Source organism: Cryobacterium sp. W22_MBD10_FK3 (assembly GCF_052113745.1).
Classification (GTDB): Bacteria; Actinomycetota; Actinomycetes; order Actinomycetales; family Microbacteriaceae; genus Cryobacterium.
In genome coordinates this window covers 44,684-60,189 of record NZ_JBGQOH010000014.1, presented here as the reverse complement: position 1 = coordinate 60,189, position 15,506 = coordinate 44,684, and the positions used below count along the sequence as shown (strand labels likewise).

Sequence of the window (15,506 nt, the reverse complement as noted above, 5' to 3'; positions counted from 1 at the left end):
GCATGAGCAGCACCCTCACGCGGGCGAAGACGCCCGCCGCAGCATCCACACCGCCGGCCCGCTCGCGGTCCAACATCGCCCGCACCCCGCGCACCTTCTACTGGATGGTGGTGCCGGCCGTCGTGATCTTCTTCGCCCTGCACACCATCCCGGTGCTCAGCGGCATGTTCTTCAGCCTGACCAACTACGCCGGCTACGGCACCTGGGACCTCGTCGGGTTCTCGAACTACATCAACCTGTTCCAGGACGACCGGGTGCTCAACTCCTACGGCTTCACCTTCGGGTTCGCCATCGTGTCCACCATCCTGGTGAACGTGATCGCCCTGGCCATCGCGCTGGGCCTGAACTCCAAGATCAAGTTCCAGGCCGCGTTCCGCGGGGTGTTCTTCATTCCATACGTGCTCGCGATCCTGATCATCGGTTACGTGTTCAACTACCTGTTCGCCAACTCGTTCCCGGCCATCTTCACCGCGCTGGGCCTGCCGGGGCTCTCGGGCAACCTGCTGGCCAGCCCGGACTTCGCCTGGGTGGGCATCGTCATCACCACGGTCTGGCAGGCGGCGGCGTTCAACGTCATCCTCTACCTGGCCGGGCTGCAGACCATCTCCGCCGACCTCTACGAAGCGGCCGCGATCGACGGGGCGTCCGGCTGGCGCCGGTTCCGGTCGATCACCTTCCCGCTGATCGGCGCGTACTTCACCATCAACATGGTGCTCTCGTTCAAGTCGTTCCTGCAGGTCTTCGACCAGATCGTGGCCCTCACCGCCGGCGGACCTGGCACGTCCACCGAATCCATCGCCCTCGTGATCTTCCGCGGCGGCTTCCAAGGCGGTGAGTACGGGTACCAGATGGCCAATGCCGTGGTCTACCTGTTCGTCATCATCATCGTTTCATTTCTGCAGCTGCGCATCCTGCAGCGCCGGGAGGCGAGCTTCTCATGACCGACACCCTCACCCAGACGACCGCACCCGTGCCCGCCGAGCCGGATGCCGGCGCTCGCGCCCCGCGCACCCGCCGGCGCCTCGACGGCGGCAACGGCGGCACCAACTGGTGGCTCACCGCCCTGATCGCGGTGTGCTCGCTCACCGTGCTGATCCCGCTGTACTTCACCGTCGTCACCGCGTTGAAGACGCCGGACCAGCTCGGCGGCACCGGGTTCGAACTGCCCACCAGCATCCGCTGGGAGAACTTCGCGGACGCCTACCAGCTGACGAATTTCCCGCGGGCGCTGATGAACACGGCCCTGATCACGGTCGGCGCGGTGTTCCTCACCCTGCTCACCAACTCGCTGGTGGCCTACGCGATCGCCCGCAACATGCACAAGAAGTTCTTCAAGGGGCTGTACTTCTACTTCCTCGCGGCGATCTTCGTGCCGTTCCCGATCATCATGCTGCCGGTGGTGAAAGAGACCGCCCTGCTGGGCATCGACACCCCGGTGGGCCTGATCCTGCTGTACACGGTCTACGGGCTCTCGTTCAATATCTTCATCTTCGTGGCCTACATCAACTCCATCCCGGTGGAGCTGGAGGAAGCCGCGCGGCTGGACGGCGCAAGCACCTGGATGGTGTTCTGGAAGGTCATCTTCCCGCTGCTCTCGCCGATGAACGCGACCGTCGGCATCCTCACCTGCGTCTGGGCGTGGAACGACTTCCTGCTGCCGCTGGTGGTGCTCTCCGACCCGTCGGCGCAGACCCTGCCGCTGGCGCAGTTCATCTTCCAGGGCCAGTTCAACACCAACTACCCGGTGGCCTTCGCCTCCTACCTGATGGCCCTGGCGCCGTTGCTCGTGGTCTACGTGATCGCCCAGAAGTGGGTGGTGAGCGGGGTCACCCGCGGCTCGGTGAAGTAACCATCCCTTCCCGCACGCCGTCTGCATGGCCCGCATCCCCGCCGGGTGCGGGCCATGCGGCACGTTGTGCCTGACAATGGAGAGACAGGGAATGGGGGCAGCATGTCACGGAAGAAGCGAGCGGAGCAGATCCGGGCGATCGCGGCCCACGTCCTGACCGCACCGGTGCTGCTCGAAGGCGACGCCGACGAGCTCCTCGCCGTGATGCGCTCCGGCGCACGAGGGTCGGGCATCCCGGAGACCGACCGCACGTCAGCGTCGCAGCCGGCACGGGTGGTGGTGCTGGCCATTCAACGTGATGCCCGGCGGTCGTCGTTGGTGAAGGCGGCCTCACTGCTTCGCGAACTGGATGAGCACATTGCACCGGACGCCGTGCGCATCGTCGTGGTGCAGAGCGCCAGGTCCAAGCTCGCGCCGCCGAAACTGCAGCGCCTCGTGGCGGCAGAGGTCATGATTCATGTGGCCCTGGCTCTCTCGAACGTCGTGCCGGGCCAGAAGGAACGCACGTTCCGGCAGCGGTTGGGACTCACCACTCTCGACGCGGCGGGATTCAGGATTCTGCGGTTCGGGTAGCCCGCCGGGATTGTGAAGTGAGGGTTACCTAACTTAGTGTTGGTCGGGATGACTTCTCCCATGACCAGCCCCGCCCGCCCGGCCCGCGCCGCCCGGCCGCAGATCACCCTCCACGTGCTCCGGCGCGAACAGCTGAGCCCGCACCTGGTGCGGATCGTGCTCACCGGCGAGGAATTCGACAGTTTCGTGACCAACGACTCGACCGACAAGTACGTGAAGATCCACTTCGCCAAGCCGGAGCTCGGACTCACCCCGCCGTTCGATCTCGAGGCGCTGCGGCACACCCTCGCCCCCGAAGACCTTCCGGTGACGCGCACCTACACAGTGCGCGAGGTCGACCCCGACGCGCGCACGCTCTCGATCGACTTCGTCGTGCACGGCGCCGAGGGCCTGGCCGGCCCGTGGGCCAACGCGGCCCAGCCCGGTGACCTGCTGGCGTTCTCCGGACCCGGCGGCGGCTATGCTCCCGACGGCGGTGCGGCGTGGCACCTGTTCGCGGGCGACCAGTCCGCCCTGCCGGCCATCGCCTCGGCCCTGGCGGCGCTGCCGGCCACGGCGCGGGGACTGGCTCTCGTGCAGGTGGCCGACCCGAGCGAAATCCTGGAGCTGGCCGCCCCACCGGCGGTCGAGATCCAGTGGCTGTTCGGCGCCGACCCGGCACTCCTGGTCGGGGCGGTGGATGCGGCATCCTGGCTGCCCGGCCGGCCGCAGATCTTCGCGCACGGCGAGCGCTCGGCCATGAAGGGCCTGCGGGAGGTGTTCTCCGCACGCGGCGTGCACCGCTCCGAGCTCTCCCTGTCGGGCTATTGGGCCCTGGGCCGCACCGAAGACAGGTTCCAGGCCGAGAAGCGCGAACCCGTCGGCGTGATCCTGCCCGTTTCGTAACCGGCCCGCATAGGGGCCTACCGCAGGCCGGGGTCTTCTGTCACTCTGGGCGCCATGAGCATCCGAGCGCGCGTGGTGGTGGGCGTTTATCCCGGTCAGGCCGACCGCGTGGTGCTGAAGGCCGCGGTGTTCGCCGCACGATTCGACGCCGAACTGGTGTGCGCCTGGGCGAACCCGAATGCCACCGAGTTCGACCCCTACCTCACCGCCCACCTCACCCGCATCCTGATCGACCAGAACGTCGACTGGAGCACGCGCCAGCTCACCGGCGACCCGGCCAGGGCGCTCGGACAGCTTGCCGAATCCCTGCGAGCGGTGATGGTCGTGGTGGGCACCCGCGACGGCACCGTGCGCGGCAGCCTGCAGGAGTTCTTCGCCGGATCGATCGCGATGCACCTGGCCCACCGGCAGAATCGTCCGGTCGTGGTCATCCCGCTGGCGCCGGTGTCGTTCGACGACCTGCCTGGGCAGGCCGAGTGAGCGGTGTACCCTTTTGCCAGGTGATGGATCCCACCTGAGCACCCGCTCGAACCGCCGACCGCGCTGATGGTTCCTACCGACTTCACATCGCGCCGACGCCGGCCGACGAGACTGGTGGGTGAGCGTGACGAGCAGGCCGGGTGCTGGATCCCTCGTGTTGCTCCGCCACGGCCAGAGCACCGCGAACGCCGCCGGGCTCTTCACCGGCATCCTCGACCCCGCGCTGTCGGCCACGGGCGCCGAGGAGGCGAGGGCCGCCGCCGGTCTGCTCGAAAGCCACGCCCTGGTGCCGGATGCCGTGTTCGTCTCTCCCCTGCAGCGCGCGGCCCAGACCGCCCGCGTCGTCGCCGACACCCTGAGCCTGTCGGCCACCGACGTCAGCGTGGACTGGCGGCTGATCGAACGCAATTACGGTGCGCTCACCGGCCGGCTCAAGGACGACGTGCGCACCGAATTCGGCGAGGCGCAGTTCCTGGCCTGGCGTCGCTCGGTCGACACCGCGCCACCGCCGCTGACCGACGACCAGGTCGAGCGGTTCGGGAACACCGCCCTGTTCTCGGACCTGCCGGCCGAGGCACTCACCCGCACCGAATCGCTCCGCGAGGTGATGGCGCGGGTCACCGGGTTCCACACCGAACGGGTGCTTCCGTTGCTGGCGGCTGACCGGGTGGTACTGGTGGTGGCGCACGGCAACTCCCTGCGCGCCTACTGCGCCGTGCTCGAGCGGCTCGATAAGTCGGCCATCCACCGGCTCAACCTGCCCACCGGGCATCCACTGGTCTACAGCGGCGGCGGCCGACGCTACCTGGATGCCGAACGGGCCGAAGCCGCCGCGCTCGCCCTGACCCTCGACGGCGGCACCTGATGCCCGGCCCGACCGAACGCGCACCGCACCTGCGCTGGCAGTACCTGGCGCTGGTCTTCGCCGGCGGCACCGTGGGCACCGCCGCCCGGCAACTGCTCGCGATCACGGTGCCTCCGGTCGCCGGCGTGGCGGTGGTGATCGTGGGCATCAACGTGGTGGGCGCGTTCCTGCTCGGCCTGCTGCTCGAGACCCTGGCTCGCCGGGGGCCGGACGACGGCCGGCGCCGCACTCTGCGCCTGCTGCTGGGCACCGGGGTGCTCGGCGGTTTCACCACCTACAGCGCCCTGGCCACCGACACCAGCCTGCTGCTGGCCGACGAGCGCCTCGGCACGGCGCTGCTCTACGCCCTGGGCACCCTGATCGTCGGCGCGCTCGCGGCCTGGGCAGGCATTCTCACCGGGGCCGCGCTGCACCGCCGACGCGGCAGCGGTCGCATCGGAGGCGAAGCCGCGTGACCCCGCTGCTCTTTCTCGCGGTGTCGTTGGCCGGAGGCCTCGGTGCCGCGCTGCGCCTGTTCGTGGACGGCGTCGTGCGCGCCAGGGCGACGACAGCCCTGCCGGTGGGCACTCTGCTCATCAACGTGCTCGGCTCGCTGCTGCTCGGCCTGCTCACCGGCCTCACCCTGTCCGCGTGGCTGCCTGAGGCCTGGCACCTGGTGCTCGGCGGCGGCCTGATGGGCGGCTTCACGACCTTCAGCACCGCCAGCGTGGAGACCGTGCGCCTGGCCCAGAACCGGCGCTCCCTGTTGACCCTGGTGAACGGGCTCGGCATGCTCGTGCTCTCGGTGGCGTGCGCCTTCTTCGGCCTCTGGCTGGGCCTTCGCGCGTAGCCCGGCAGTGGCGTCGCGGCCATGGGCGAACTTTTTGCTTGGAACGAGCCGCGGTCTGCTTGAATTTGTTCCACCCGCGATTTCTTTCAGTACAGTGTCGATCCGGGCTGCTCCCGTTCGACGTCTATGTAGAGGGACGCATCCGCTGCCCCACCAGCCAAGGAGAATCCGATGAAGTACATGCTGATCATGCGCTCGACCGACGCGGCCCGCCAGGACTACGAGAAGGCCGACTTCAACGAGATCATCGAGAAGATGGGCGCATACAACGAGGCCCTGCTCAAGGCCGGCGTCATGCTCGCCGGCGACGGCCTGGCCGACTCGATGGCCGACAACTTCGTGGTGGACTTCTCCGCCGACCCGCCCCTCGTGACCGACGGCCCCTACGGCGAGACCCACGAACTCTTCAGCGGCTTCTGGATGATCGAGGTCGCCTCGAAGGAGGAGGCCATCCAGTGGGCCAACCGCTGCCCGCTCGGGCCGGGGTCGAAGCTCGAGGTGCGCAGGGTCACCGAGATGAGCGATTTCGGGGAGTTCGCCGACAACCCGGTGCTGCAGCAGCAGGAGACCTGGCGCGCGGAGAGCGGCCAGGTCTAGCGCGGCCGGGGCGAGGCTGCACGGTGGCCGACACGCGGCGCACCGTCGAAGCGGTCTGGCGCATCGAAGGCGCCCGGATCGTCGCCACGCTCGCCCGGGTGACCCACGACGTGGTGCTGGCCGAGGACCTCGCCCAGGAAGCGGTGCTCGACGCGCTCCGGCAGTGGCCGGAGTCGGGTATCCCGCAGAACCCGGGCGCCTGGCTCACGGCGGTCGCCAAGCGCAAGGCCATCGACACCTGGCGGCGGCAGGAGCGCCTCGACGACAGGTACCAGGCCATCACCCACGACCTGGCGGCGAGCGCGGGCACTGGCCCGGATGCCTGGGAGCCGATCGACGACGACGTGTTGCGCCTGGTCTTCATCGCGTGCCATCCCGTGCTCGCGCGCGAAGCCCAGGTGGCGCTCACGCTGCGGCTGATCGGCGGACTCAGCACCGAGGAGATCGCCCGGCTGTTCCTGCTGCCGGTCGCCACCATCCAGCAGCGCATCGTGCGGGCCAAGAAGACCCTCACCGCCGCGAGGGTGCCGTTCGAGGTGCCCGACCCGAGCGAGTGGCGGGCCCGGCTGGGTTCGGTGCTCGGCGTGATCTACCTGGTCTTCACCGAGGGCTACGCGGCCACCTCCGGTGAGCAGTGGATGCGCCCCGACCTCGCCAATGAGGCGCTCCGGCTCGGCCGGGTGCTGGAGGGCCTCACCCCTCGGGAGCCGGAGGTGCACGCGCTCGTGGCGCTGATGGAGCTGCAGGCGTCACGGTTCGGCGCCAGGGTACGCCCGGACGGCACGCCCATCCTGCTGGCCGACCAGGACCGCGGCCGCTGGGACCGCGCGCAGATCGGCCGCGGACGCGCGGCGCTGGCCAGGGCGGACGCGCTCGGCCGGGGCCGGGGCAGCTACGCGCTGCAGGCCGCGATCGCCGAGTGCCACGCCACCGCCGCGAGCGTCGACGACACCGACTGGGCCCGGATCGTGCTGCTCTACGAGGCCCTCGGTCGCATCGCGCCGAACCCGGTGGTGGAGCTCAACCGGGCGGTGGCGGTGTCGATGGCGACCGGGCCGGCATCCGCCCTGCTCATCGTGGACACGCTCGCCGACGCCGGCGCCCTGCGCGGCTCGGCGCTGCTGCCGAGTGTGCGCGGCGAACTGCTGGCCCGGCTCGGCCGCGCTGAGGAGGCGCGCGCCGCGTTCGTCACGGCGGCCGCCCTCACCGGCAACGAGCGGGAGCGGGACGTGCTGCTGGCCAAGGCCGCCGCGCTCTGAGTGACGCGCCCCGGCCACGGCTTCGGCGGGGAAGAGGCTCAGGGATGCGGAAGACTGGCACGATACCGACCGCAGAAAGTCAGGCACCATGGACGTCCAGTTGCTCCTCGTGATGACCGGCGCGCTGATCATCGCCGCCTTCGCCCACCTCCGCGGGCTGCAGGCCGGCATCGTCACCGTCACCCTGGCGGCAGCCATCTCGTTCATCCCCGGCCTGCCCCGGCTGCAACTCGACCCAGAACTCATCCTCGGAGTCGTGATTCCGCCGCTGCTCTACTCGGCCACCCTCAACTTCTCCTTCTTCGCCTTCGTCAAGAACCTGCGCAGCATTCTCGGCCTCGGCGTGGGCCTGGTGCTCTTCACCACCGCCGTGGTGGGCCTGCTCACCTCGTGGCTCTCCCCCGAACTCGGCCTGGCCGGTGCACTCGTGCTGGCCGCCGTGGTCTCGCCGCCGGACTCGGTCACCACGGTCAGCCACGGCCGGGAGATCGGCCTGCCACGCCGCACGATCTCGATCCTCACCGGCGAAAGCCTCGTCAACGACGCCGCCGCCCTCACCCTGTTCGCCGTGGCGGTGGCCGCCGTCACCGGCGACCGCGAGTTCATCGAGAACCCGTTTCTGCTCTTCGGCTGGGAGGCCGTGATCGGCCTGATCCTCGGCGTGGTCATCGGCCGGGTCGTCATCAGCGTGCGCGCCAAGGTGGGCAACCCCACCATTGAAAGCGGACTCAACCTGCTGGTGCCGTTCCTGGCCTACTTCGCCGCCGAGCAGCTGCACGCCTCCGGCATCATCGCCGTCGTCGCGGCCGGCTTCACCGTGAGCATGTCGCACTTCCACACCCGCTCCAGCCGCACGCCCTCCACGGCCTACCGCACCCGGTTGCAGGAGGCCGCGCTCTGGCCCGTCGTCGACCTCATCCTGGAGGCCTTCGTCTTCGCCTACATGGGTCTGCAGTTCAGGTTCGTGCTCGAGGACCTCGCCGAGTCCAGCACACCCACCTGGTCGACCATCGGCCTGGGCCTGATCGTGCTGGTCGCTGTCGTGCTCTGCCGGTTCGCCTGGGTGTACTTCAGCTACGGGCGGGCCCAGCTCGCCCTGCTCATCTACGCCAAGCGGATGGCGCGCACCCTCGACCCGATGGCCCGGCGGCGGGAACGACGCGGGGGCGCACCGGACCGCACCGGTGGCGGCCGACCGCGGCGGCCCGACACCGCGGACTCCCACGCCGACGGGCGTTCCGACGGGCGGCGCCGAGGCCCCGGCCCGGGCGGCCGGCCGGGCGGGCGGGACGGCAGCCACATCACCGTGCTCACGCCGCCCGAGAACCTGCTCGTCTCCTGGACCGGCATGCGCGGCATCATCACCCTCGCCGCGGCCGGCGGCATTCCGCTCACCATCGCCTCCGGAGCACCGTTCCCCGGCCGCACCATCATCCAGACCGTCGCGTTCATCGTGGCGGTCGGCACCCTGCTCATGCAGGGCTCCACGCTGCCCTGGCTGGCGAAACGGCTCAAGATCGACACCACCGCCGAAGACGCCGAGGTGGAGGAGGGCCGGGCCGCGGGCCGCGCGGTGGCCGCAGCCGCGGTGGTCGGGCGCGACGACAGCACCAGCGGGGAGTACTTCGACCTGCAGCGAGCCGCCCTCACCGACGCCGTCATGGCTCGGCAGATCTTCCCGGGTAGTGCCGGCGACGTGCGCCACGAGATCGACGCCCTGCAGGCCGGGGTGACGCCGCTCCTCGACTAGCGGATGCGCATCCGCCCGGTCGGGGTGGCCGCCGAATAATCTGCGGTCGCCGGCCGAACCACGCGCTCCGCCGGAGGACAAACCGCACCCCGGAAACGAGTTTTTTCGTGATTCTTCGGTGGAAACGTCACTGAAACAGGAAGACAGCACTATTTGCTGCAGGAAACAGTGGATTGTTCGCTGCTGTTCCCCCGTCCATCACCCTTCTCACGTTTCTCATCCAGGAGCCATCATGCGCGTCGGAGTCCCCAGCGAAATCAAGAACAACGAAAACCGCGTGGCCATCACCCCGGCGGGGGTGTCCGAACTCACCCGCCGCGGCCACGAGGTGAGCATCCAGCGCGGCGCCGGCCTCGGCTCCTCGATCACCGACGACGCCTATGCGCTCGCCGGAGCCACCATCCTCGACACCGCCGCCGAGGTGTGGGCGGCCGCCGAACTGCTGCTCAAGGTCAAGGAGCCGATCGCCGCCGAATACGGCTACCTCCGGGCCGACCAGGTGCTCTTCACCTACCTGCACCTGGCCGCCGACCGCGCCCAGACCGACGCGCTGCTCGCCTCCGGCACCACCGCGATCGCCTACGAGACCGTGCAGCTGCCCAACCGCACCCTGCCGCTGCTCTCCCCGATGAGCGAGGTCGCCGGCCGGCTGTCCACCCAGGTGGGCGCCTATCACCTGATGAGCGCCGCCGGCGGTCGGGGCATCCTGCTCGGAGGCGTGCCCGGCACCCCCAAGGCCAAGGTCGTCGTGATCGGCGGCGGCGTGGCCGGTGAGCACGCTGCGGCCAACGCCCTGGGCATGGGCGCCGACGTGACCATCATCGACCTGTCGGTGCCGCGGCTGCGCGAGCTGGAGAACCGGTTCGACAGCCAGGTGCAGACCCGGGTCTCCACCGCCTACGAGATCGCCGCCCAGCTCGCCGACGCCGACCTGGTGATCGGCTCCGTGCTGATCCCCGGCGCCGCCGCGCCCAAGCTGGTGACCGACGAGATGGTCGCCGGCATGAAGAAGGGGTCGGTGCTCGTGGACATCGCCATCGACCAGGGCGGCTGCTTCGAGGGTTCCAGGCCCACCACGCACGACGAACCCACCTTCGCCGTGCACGACTCGGTCTACTACTGCGTGGCCAACATGCCCGGTGCCGTGCCGGAGACCTCTACCCGGGCCCTCACCAACGCCACCCTGCCCTACGTGATCGCCCTCGCCGACAAGGGCTGGCAACTGGCCATCGCCGAGGATGCCGCACTGGCGGCGGGCCTCAACATCCACGCCGGCACCGTCACCAACGCCGGCGTGGCCGCCGCGCTCGGGCTGCCGCTGGCCGCCGCCCGCGGCTGAGCGCCGCCGGCGCCCCGGGAGCCGCGGGGCGCCCCGGGGAGCTAGGCAGGGCAGGCGCCGGTATGCGGGTGGCGCGCCACCCGCCTACCGGCGCGGCGCCCGCGCGTCCCGAAAACGCCCCCTACACCTTCATACGCAACGCGGTCACGAAGGTGGGGATGGTGATGATGAGCTGCCAGGAGATCACCGGGATGATCACCATCACCTGGAACGGCGCGGCCCACCAGGAGCCCTGGGCCACGAGCATCAGCACGACGGTGAGCACGAAGAGCACCGAAAGCACCCGGTACGACAACGCATAGACCAGGCCGCGAATCTGGGCCTGCCGTTCGTCGAGCACGTCGGGCGAGAGCTCCTCCACACCCCGGGTGGAGGCCTTCAGGCCGCCCAGAGTGAACACCATCGCGACGATGAGCACCAGCATGCCGCCGATGAACACCCCCACCGGCACCAGCGCTGCGGTTCCGATGAGCACGGCCTCGGCCACGAGCACCAGGATCAGTCCGGCGGCCAGCATGCGGCGCGCCCTGGGAGTGCGCAACCGCTCCATCGAGGGGTCGTCGAGCCTGGCCGCGCGGCGCTGCTGGTAGGTCGGGGAAGCGCTCATCGGTGATCTCCTTCGGGGTTGTAAAGCTGGTCGGCCATGCTGGTGAACGGCGTGAGCGAGAACACGGCGTCGAGCGGAACCCCGAGTGCCGCAGCGATACGCAGCGCGAGCACCAGGCTCGGGCTGTATTCGCCGCGCTCGAGGTAACCGATGGTTTGGTAGTGCACACCGGCCAGCTCGGCGAGTTCCTTGCGGCTCATGCCGCGTTCGGCACGGAGCACCGGAAGCCGCGTATAAAACTGCGGCGGTGCATCCTGCACTTGCTTCTTCATGTAGTAAATGTACTACATCTCACTGCAAGCGCACAATGTTCACGTGTACGCCCCCAACGGGTGGGCGCGCGCCGTGCACCGCCGCTGGGAGACTGAGCGCGTGCACATCAACGAGGGTCAGGCCGACATCCGGCGCGTCTACCGCGGCGGCCTGGCCGGTCAGCTCGTCTCCGGCGTGCTCTGGCTGGTCGCCGCCGCCGTGGCCACCTGGGGGTCACCGGATGCGGCCATCGCCACTCTGTTCCTCGGCGGAATGCTGATCTTTCCGCTGACGTCGCTCGTGCTGCGCCTCGGCGGCGGCCCGGCGGGGCTGCCGAAGGGGCATCCGCAGAAGGCGCTGGCCACCCAGATCGCCTTCACGGTGCCGCTGGGCATGGTGGTCGCGATCGTGCTCGGAGTGCTCCGGCCCGAGCTGTTCTTTCCCGCCGCCATGGTCATCGTGGGCGCGCACTATCTGCCGTTTGTGCATCTCTACGGCATGCGGCTGTTCGCCGTGCTGGCCGGTGTGCTTTCGGGCGGCGGTGTGGTGCTGCTGTTCTGGCTGCCCGCGCCGATGCCGGCGGGCGCCTGGTTCACCGGGGTCGTTCTGCTGGTCTTCGCGGTGCTGCTGCGCGCCTCGGCGGCCGCGCTGCACCGGCAACGAGAGACGACGCTCAGCCCGCAGCGGTAGCCGGCAGCCGGCAGCCGCACTCTCGCCCGGGCTCGCCGAGTGAGGTTCGCGGGTGAGGCGCCGCCGGGCGGGTGGCGCGCCACCTGCATAGCGGCGCCTCACCCGCACATCGTGCCCGCGACGCATCCACCGGGTCAGACGGCACACCGGTACTCACACGGCGCTGTGTACACAGATGGCGATCTGCACCCGGTTGTCGACGGCGAGTTTGTCGAGGATGCGCCCGACGTGGGTCTTCACGGTGGTGACACTCACGAACTGAGCCACGGCGATCTCCGCGTTGGAGAGCCCCTCGGCGATGGCGACGGCCACGTCCCGCTCACGCGGAGTGAGCCTGTCGAGTCGAGCCACCGCCTCGGAGCGCCGCTGCCGTTCAGGTTGACCGGCGACGGCCCGGATCAGCTGCGTGATCACCGGCTGCGAGAGGGCCGTGCGACCCGCGGCCACCTGGCGCACCGCGTCGATGAGCTCCGCCGGTGGGGTGTCCTTGAGCAGGAATCCACTGGCCCCGAGGCGGAGGGCCGTGAGCACGAGGTCGTCGGTGTCGAAGGTGGTGAGCACGATGATCTTGAGGTCGGGCTGCCGGGCGAGGAGCGCACGGGTGGCTGCCAGACCGTCCAGATGCGGCATCCGGATGTCCATCAGCACCACGTCGGGTTGGCTGTCGGCGACCAGCAGCATCCCGGCCTGCCCATCGGAGGCCTCGCCCACCACGTGCAGCGCGGGGTCGCCCTCGAGGATCAGCCGGAGCCCCGACCGCACGAGTGCTTCGTCATCGACCAGGACCACCCGGATCGGCGTCAGTTCGTCCACGGCAACCAGGCTCCCATTTCGAATCGGCCCTGCTCGGTGCGCTCGGCTGAGAAGTGCCCGCCGGCCAGGCGGGCCCGCTCGCGAAGCCCCGTGAGGCCCAACCCGGAGGAGGGCGCTCCGGCGGCCTGCCGGGGTTCGGAACCGACGAGCGCGTTGTGCAACCGCAGCGTCACGCGCCCGCCCGGCTCCCCACCGATCCACACCGAGACGGGCTGCCCCGGCGCGTGCTTCCGGGCGTTGGTGAGCCCCTCCTGGATGAATCTGAACAGGTGCCGGCTGGTGGCCTCGGTGAGTGCGTCGAGCTCCCCGGCCACCGTGTCGTCGACCTCGAGAACGGCCGGGGTACCCGCGAGCCGGCTCTCGTCGAGCAGGGCGGGCAGATCCAGCAGGGTGGGTTGAGGGTGCGTCTGCTGCTCCCCGTCGGCCTCAGGACCGCGCAGCACACCGAGCACATCGCGCAGCTCGCTGAGGGCCCGGTGGGCGTTTTCCCGCACGATCCCCACGGTCAGCGCACGCTGCGCATCCGGCAGGTCGGGCCGGGACTCGAGCACGCCGGCGTGCAACGCGACCAGGGAGAGCCTGTGGGCGAGCACGTCGTGCATTTCACGAGCGATCCGGGCGCGTTCGCTCAGCTGAGCCTGCTCACGCTGGGCCTGCTGCTCCCGGCGAGCGCCGTCGGCCTGCTCCTGCAGCGACACGAGCAATTGCCGTCGCCCGCCGACATACATGCCGAAGATCGGCAGGATGCAACTGAGTGCGGCAGCCACCCCCACGAGCAGCCACGGTGCCGTCGGTTCCCGTGCGGGCAGCCACAGATCGAAGAGCACGGTCGCCACCACATACATCGCGGTCGTCGCTATCGTCCCGAGCCACCGTCGCCTCGTCGACACCGACACCACGATGAGCGCTGCGGCGCCGGCCGCCAGCGCCGAGCCGGCCGAGAACGCGATGATCAGCAGCAGCACGGGCAGGGGCGCGTGCCGACGCAGGGGGACCAAGCCCACGGCGACGAGACCCAGCACGACGTCCAGCAGCAGGCGGCCGCCCAGCGCGACCGAGCCGGCACCGGTCGGGTCCACAGTCTCGAAGGCCTCACCGTACGAGAACAGAAAGAGTACGATCCCCACGACCAGCGCGAGGCCCATCCGCCACAGGAGTCCCCACCCGGCCGCAGCACGGTGAGGCGGCCTGATCAGGGGAAGTGTGGTGCTCATCGCACCAACCCTAGTTCCGCGATTCGGTGCCGGGCACCTCCGGCCGGATGAGTGCGGCGTCATCCTTTCGGTCGGCGGTACCGGTGCCGAGAGCGGACGCGGGCACCCCGCGACCACCGGGCGACCGCCCAGGGGTGCCCCGGGCGGCCGGTGACGTGCGCGGGTCAGGCGCCGGTATGCGGGTGGCACGCCACCTGCATAGCGGCGCCTGACCCGCATGACGTGGCGCCACCGACCTCGCCCCCCGTCAGCGGGGTGGCAACCCTAACCGGAGACCCCGCCGGCGCTCCCGCCGGTGATCCGGGCCACGGCATCCACCGTCTGGCGGGGGTCGCGAGGCTCGGTGTCCAGGGCCCGGTGGATGGACAGGCCCTCGATGAGGGCATCCAGCTGGGCCGCCGTGTCCGGCGAGAAGTGTCGCTGCAGCGCGGCCCGGCTGCGTCGCATCCACCGGTGGGTGATCTGGCGGTACTCGGGGTTGCGGGCGGCCAGGGCGTAGAGCTCGTGGGTGAGCACGAGTTCGTGTGGCGAAGCCAGGAGGTCATCGTCGATGATGCCGACGACCGCGGCCCTGGCCTCTTCGACGGTGCCCGCCGCGGCCAGCCGGGTCTCGAACACGGCCACAACGCCGTCGGAAAACCGGGTGAACGCCGCCCGCAGCAGTTCGTCCATGCCGGTGAAGTGGTAGGTCATCGAGCCCAGCGGCACATTCGCGCGGGCGGCCACCTTGCGGTGCGAGGTGCCCGCCACGCCGGTCTCAGCGATCAGCTCGAGGCAGGCGTCGATGATGCGGTCGCGCCGCGCGGGATCCGCTCGCCGGGTCGTGGGGGGCGGAGTCGTCGGGGGCGGGGTCGTCGGGGGCACAGTCGGCACTCGCTCGCCCGTCACTGGTCGTCGGGCAGCGCCCGAAGCACGCGGGCCGGGTTGCCGACGGCGATCACGTTCGCCGGCACATCCCTGGTCACCACGGAACCGGCGCCGATCACCGAGTTGTCGCCGATACTCACACCGGGCAGCACGATGACGCCGCCGCCCAGCCAGACGTTGTCACCGAGGGTGATGGGCTGCGCGGCCTCGAGCTTGTCGCGACGGGGCGTCGCGGCCAGCGGATGCGTGGGGGTGAGCAGCTGCACGTTCGGGCCGAGCTGGCAGTCGCGGCCGATGCTGATCATGGCCACGTCGAGGGCGGTGAGGTTGTAATTGATGAAGGTGCCGGCACCGATGGTGATGTGCGAGCCGTAGTCGACGAAAAGCGGCGGCTTGATCACCGCGCCCTCCCCCAGGTCGCCGATCAGGTCGGCCAGGATGGGCCGGGCCGCCGCCGCGTCGACAGTGAACGCGGCCAGGTACTCGTTGGCCAGGCGCACGGCCCGGTGCGCGGCGAGCTCGAGGTCGGGATCGTCGGCGATGTAGAGATCTCCGGCGAGCATCCGCTGCCTGTTGGTGCGATCGTCTCCGGCGAAGTAGTCAGTCATGCGTACGAACGTACACTATATAGGTACGT

The 15,506-nt window shown here is 69.9% G+C and carries 19 protein-coding genes and 1 riboswitch; of the genes, 13 read left to right on the top strand and 6 right to left on the bottom strand.

Annotated features, from left to right (window positions below):
* Positions 1-2 precede the first annotated feature (2 nt).
* The 12 genes from ACEN2M_RS13345 (at position 3) to ald (ending at position 10,426) form a co-directional block, all read left to right on the top strand.
* Positions 3-941: a carbohydrate ABC transporter permease gene (locus ACEN2M_RS13345; RefSeq protein WP_441648616.1), complete on the top strand. Its 939-nt coding sequence runs from the start codon at positions 3-5 to the stop codon at positions 939-941.
* Positions 938-1,849 (top strand): carbohydrate ABC transporter permease, encoded by a 912-nt coding sequence (locus ACEN2M_RS13340; protein ID WP_441648615.1) that lies wholly within the window; start codon positions 938-940, stop codon positions 1,847-1,849. The genes ACEN2M_RS13345 and ACEN2M_RS13340 overlap by 4 nt, the downstream gene beginning before the upstream one ends.
* Before the next feature lie 102 nt (positions 1,850-1,951).
* The gene (locus tag ACEN2M_RS13335) at positions 1,952-2,422 is read left to right on the top strand and encodes a hypothetical protein (protein ID WP_441648614.1); all 471 of its coding nucleotides are present in this window, start codon (positions 1,952-1,954) and stop codon (positions 2,420-2,422) included.
* A gap of 60 nt (positions 2,423-2,482) precedes the next feature.
* Positions 2,483-3,307, top strand: coding sequence for a siderophore-interacting protein (locus ACEN2M_RS13330; RefSeq protein ID WP_441648613.1), 825 nt, complete (start codon positions 2,483-2,485; stop codon positions 3,305-3,307).
* 54 nt (positions 3,308-3,361) lie between these two features.
* Positions 3,362-3,787 (top strand): universal stress protein, encoded by a 426-nt coding sequence (locus ACEN2M_RS13325; protein ID WP_441648612.1) that lies wholly within the window; start codon positions 3,362-3,364, stop codon positions 3,785-3,787.
* A gap of 10 nt (positions 3,788-3,797) precedes the next feature.
* Positions 3,798-3,870, top strand: a riboswitch (Fluoride riboswitch).
* Positions 3,871-3,941: 71 nt separating this feature from the next.
* Positions 3,942-4,652, top strand: coding sequence for a 2,3-bisphosphoglycerate-dependent phosphoglycerate mutase (locus tag ACEN2M_RS13320; protein ID WP_441648611.1), 711 nt, complete (start codon positions 3,942-3,944; stop codon positions 4,650-4,652).
* Positions 4,652-5,107 (top strand): CrcB family protein, encoded by a 456-nt coding sequence (locus ACEN2M_RS13315; protein ID WP_441648610.1) that lies wholly within the window; start codon positions 4,652-4,654, stop codon positions 5,105-5,107. The genes ACEN2M_RS13320 and ACEN2M_RS13315 overlap by 1 nt, the downstream gene beginning before the upstream one ends.
* Positions 5,104-5,481 (top strand): fluoride efflux transporter CrcB, encoded by a 378-nt coding sequence (gene crcB, locus ACEN2M_RS13310; protein WP_441648609.1) that lies wholly within the window; start codon positions 5,104-5,106, stop codon positions 5,479-5,481. The genes ACEN2M_RS13315 and crcB overlap by 4 nt, the downstream gene beginning before the upstream one ends.
* Before the next feature lie 171 nt (positions 5,482-5,652).
* Complete coding sequence (locus ACEN2M_RS13305) at positions 5,653-6,078, top strand: YciI family protein (RefSeq protein WP_441648608.1); 426 nt, start codon at positions 5,653-5,655, stop codon at positions 6,076-6,078.
* 23 nt (positions 6,079-6,101) lie between these two features.
* A complete protein-coding gene (locus tag ACEN2M_RS13300) occupies positions 6,102-7,337 on the top strand; it encodes an RNA polymerase sigma factor (RefSeq protein ID WP_441648607.1) in 1,236 nt (411 codons plus the stop codon).
* Positions 7,338-7,425: 88 nt separating this feature from the next.
* The gene (locus ACEN2M_RS13295; RefSeq protein ID WP_441648606.1) at positions 7,426-9,087 is read left to right on the top strand and encodes a cation:proton antiporter; all 1,662 of its coding nucleotides are present in this window, start codon (positions 7,426-7,428) and stop codon (positions 9,085-9,087) included.
* 232 nt (positions 9,088-9,319) lie between these two features.
* The gene (ald, locus tag ACEN2M_RS13290) at positions 9,320-10,426 is read left to right on the top strand and encodes an alanine dehydrogenase (RefSeq protein WP_441648605.1); all 1,107 of its coding nucleotides are present in this window, start codon (positions 9,320-9,322) and stop codon (positions 10,424-10,426) included.
* A gap of 121 nt (positions 10,427-10,547) precedes the next feature.
* Here ald and ACEN2M_RS13285 read toward each other — a convergent pair whose 3' ends face one another.
* Positions 10,548-11,033 carry a hypothetical protein gene (locus ACEN2M_RS13285; RefSeq protein WP_441648604.1) on the bottom strand — a complete coding sequence of 162 codons (486 nt, stop codon included), beginning with the start codon at positions 11,031-11,033 and terminating at the stop codon, positions 10,548-10,550.
* Complete coding sequence (locus ACEN2M_RS13280; RefSeq protein ID WP_441648603.1) at positions 11,030-11,305, bottom strand: helix-turn-helix transcriptional regulator; 276 nt, start codon at positions 11,303-11,305, stop codon at positions 11,030-11,032. Before ACEN2M_RS13280 ends, ACEN2M_RS13285 begins: the two co-directional genes overlap by 4 nt.
* 43 nt (positions 11,306-11,348) lie before the next feature.
* Here ACEN2M_RS13280 and ACEN2M_RS13275 point away from each other — a divergent pair, with 43 nt between their 5' ends.
* On the top strand, positions 11,349-11,975 hold the full coding sequence (locus ACEN2M_RS13275) for a DUF7010 family protein (RefSeq protein WP_441648602.1): 627 nt from the start codon (positions 11,349-11,351) through the stop codon (positions 11,973-11,975).
* A 153-nt stretch (positions 11,976-12,128) separates the two neighbouring features.
* On the opposite strand, the gene ACEN2M_RS13270 is transcribed toward ACEN2M_RS13275, so the two are convergent.
* The 4 genes from ACEN2M_RS13270 to ACEN2M_RS13255 form a co-directional block, all read right to left on the bottom strand.
* Positions 12,129-12,788: a response regulator gene (locus ACEN2M_RS13270; protein ID WP_441648601.1), complete on the bottom strand. Its 660-nt coding sequence runs from the start codon at positions 12,786-12,788 to the stop codon at positions 12,129-12,131.
* On the bottom strand, positions 12,776-14,002 hold the full coding sequence (locus tag ACEN2M_RS13265; RefSeq protein ID WP_441648600.1) for a sensor histidine kinase: 1,227 nt from the start codon (positions 14,000-14,002) through the stop codon (positions 12,776-12,778). Before ACEN2M_RS13265 ends, ACEN2M_RS13270 begins: the two co-directional genes overlap by 13 nt.
* A 264-nt stretch (positions 14,003-14,266) precedes the next feature.
* Entirely contained in the window at positions 14,267-14,866 is a 600-nt protein-coding gene (locus ACEN2M_RS13260) for a TetR/AcrR family transcriptional regulator (RefSeq protein WP_441648599.1), read from the bottom strand.
* Between the two features lie 20 nt (positions 14,867-14,886).
* The gene (locus tag ACEN2M_RS13255) at positions 14,887-15,477 is read right to left on the bottom strand and encodes a sugar O-acetyltransferase (protein WP_441648598.1); all 591 of its coding nucleotides are present in this window, start codon (positions 15,475-15,477) and stop codon (positions 14,887-14,889) included.
* Positions 15,478-15,506: the final 29 nt, after the last annotated feature.

Bases quoted from the DNA above. Each gene is read 5' to 3' on its own strand.
- ACEN2M_RS13345 (WP_441648616.1), top strand. From the start codon at position 3: ATGAGCAGCACCCTCACGCGGGCGAAGACGCCCGCCGCAGCATCCACA.
- ACEN2M_RS13340 (WP_441648615.1), top strand. From the start codon at position 938: ATGACCGACACCCTCACCCAGACGACCGCACCCGTGCCCGCCGAGCCG.
- ACEN2M_RS13335 (WP_441648614.1), top strand. From the start codon at position 1,952: ATGTCACGGAAGAAGCGAGCGGAGCAGATCCGGGCGATCGCGGCCCAC.
- ACEN2M_RS13330 (WP_441648613.1), top strand. From the start codon at position 2,483: ATGACCAGCCCCGCCCGCCCGGCCCGCGCCGCCCGGCCGCAGATCACC.
- ACEN2M_RS13325 (WP_441648612.1), top strand. From the start codon at position 3,362: ATGAGCATCCGAGCGCGCGTGGTGGTGGGCGTTTATCCCGGTCAGGCC.
- ACEN2M_RS13315 (WP_441648610.1), top strand. From the start codon at position 4,652: ATGCCCGGCCCGACCGAACGCGCACCGCACCTGCGCTGGCAGTACCTG.
- ACEN2M_RS13305 (WP_441648608.1), top strand. From the start codon at position 5,653: ATGAAGTACATGCTGATCATGCGCTCGACCGACGCGGCCCGCCAGGAC.
- ACEN2M_RS13295 (WP_441648606.1), top strand. From the start codon at position 7,426: ATGGACGTCCAGTTGCTCCTCGTGATGACCGGCGCGCTGATCATCGCC.
- ald (WP_441648605.1), top strand. From the start codon at position 9,320: ATGCGCGTCGGAGTCCCCAGCGAAATCAAGAACAACGAAAACCGCGTG.
- ACEN2M_RS13285 (WP_441648604.1), bottom strand. From the start codon at position 11,033: ATGAGCGCTTCCCCGACCTACCAGCAGCGCCGCGCGGCCAGGCTCGAC.
- ACEN2M_RS13280 (WP_441648603.1), bottom strand. From the start codon at position 11,305: ATGAAGAAGCAAGTGCAGGATGCACCGCCGCAGTTTTATACGCGGCTT.
- ACEN2M_RS13265 (WP_441648600.1), bottom strand. From the start codon at position 14,002: ATGAGCACCACACTTCCCCTGATCAGGCCGCCTCACCGTGCTGCGGCC.
- ACEN2M_RS13255 (WP_441648598.1), bottom strand. From the start codon at position 15,477: ATGACTGACTACTTCGCCGGAGACGATCGCACCAACAGGCAGCGGATG.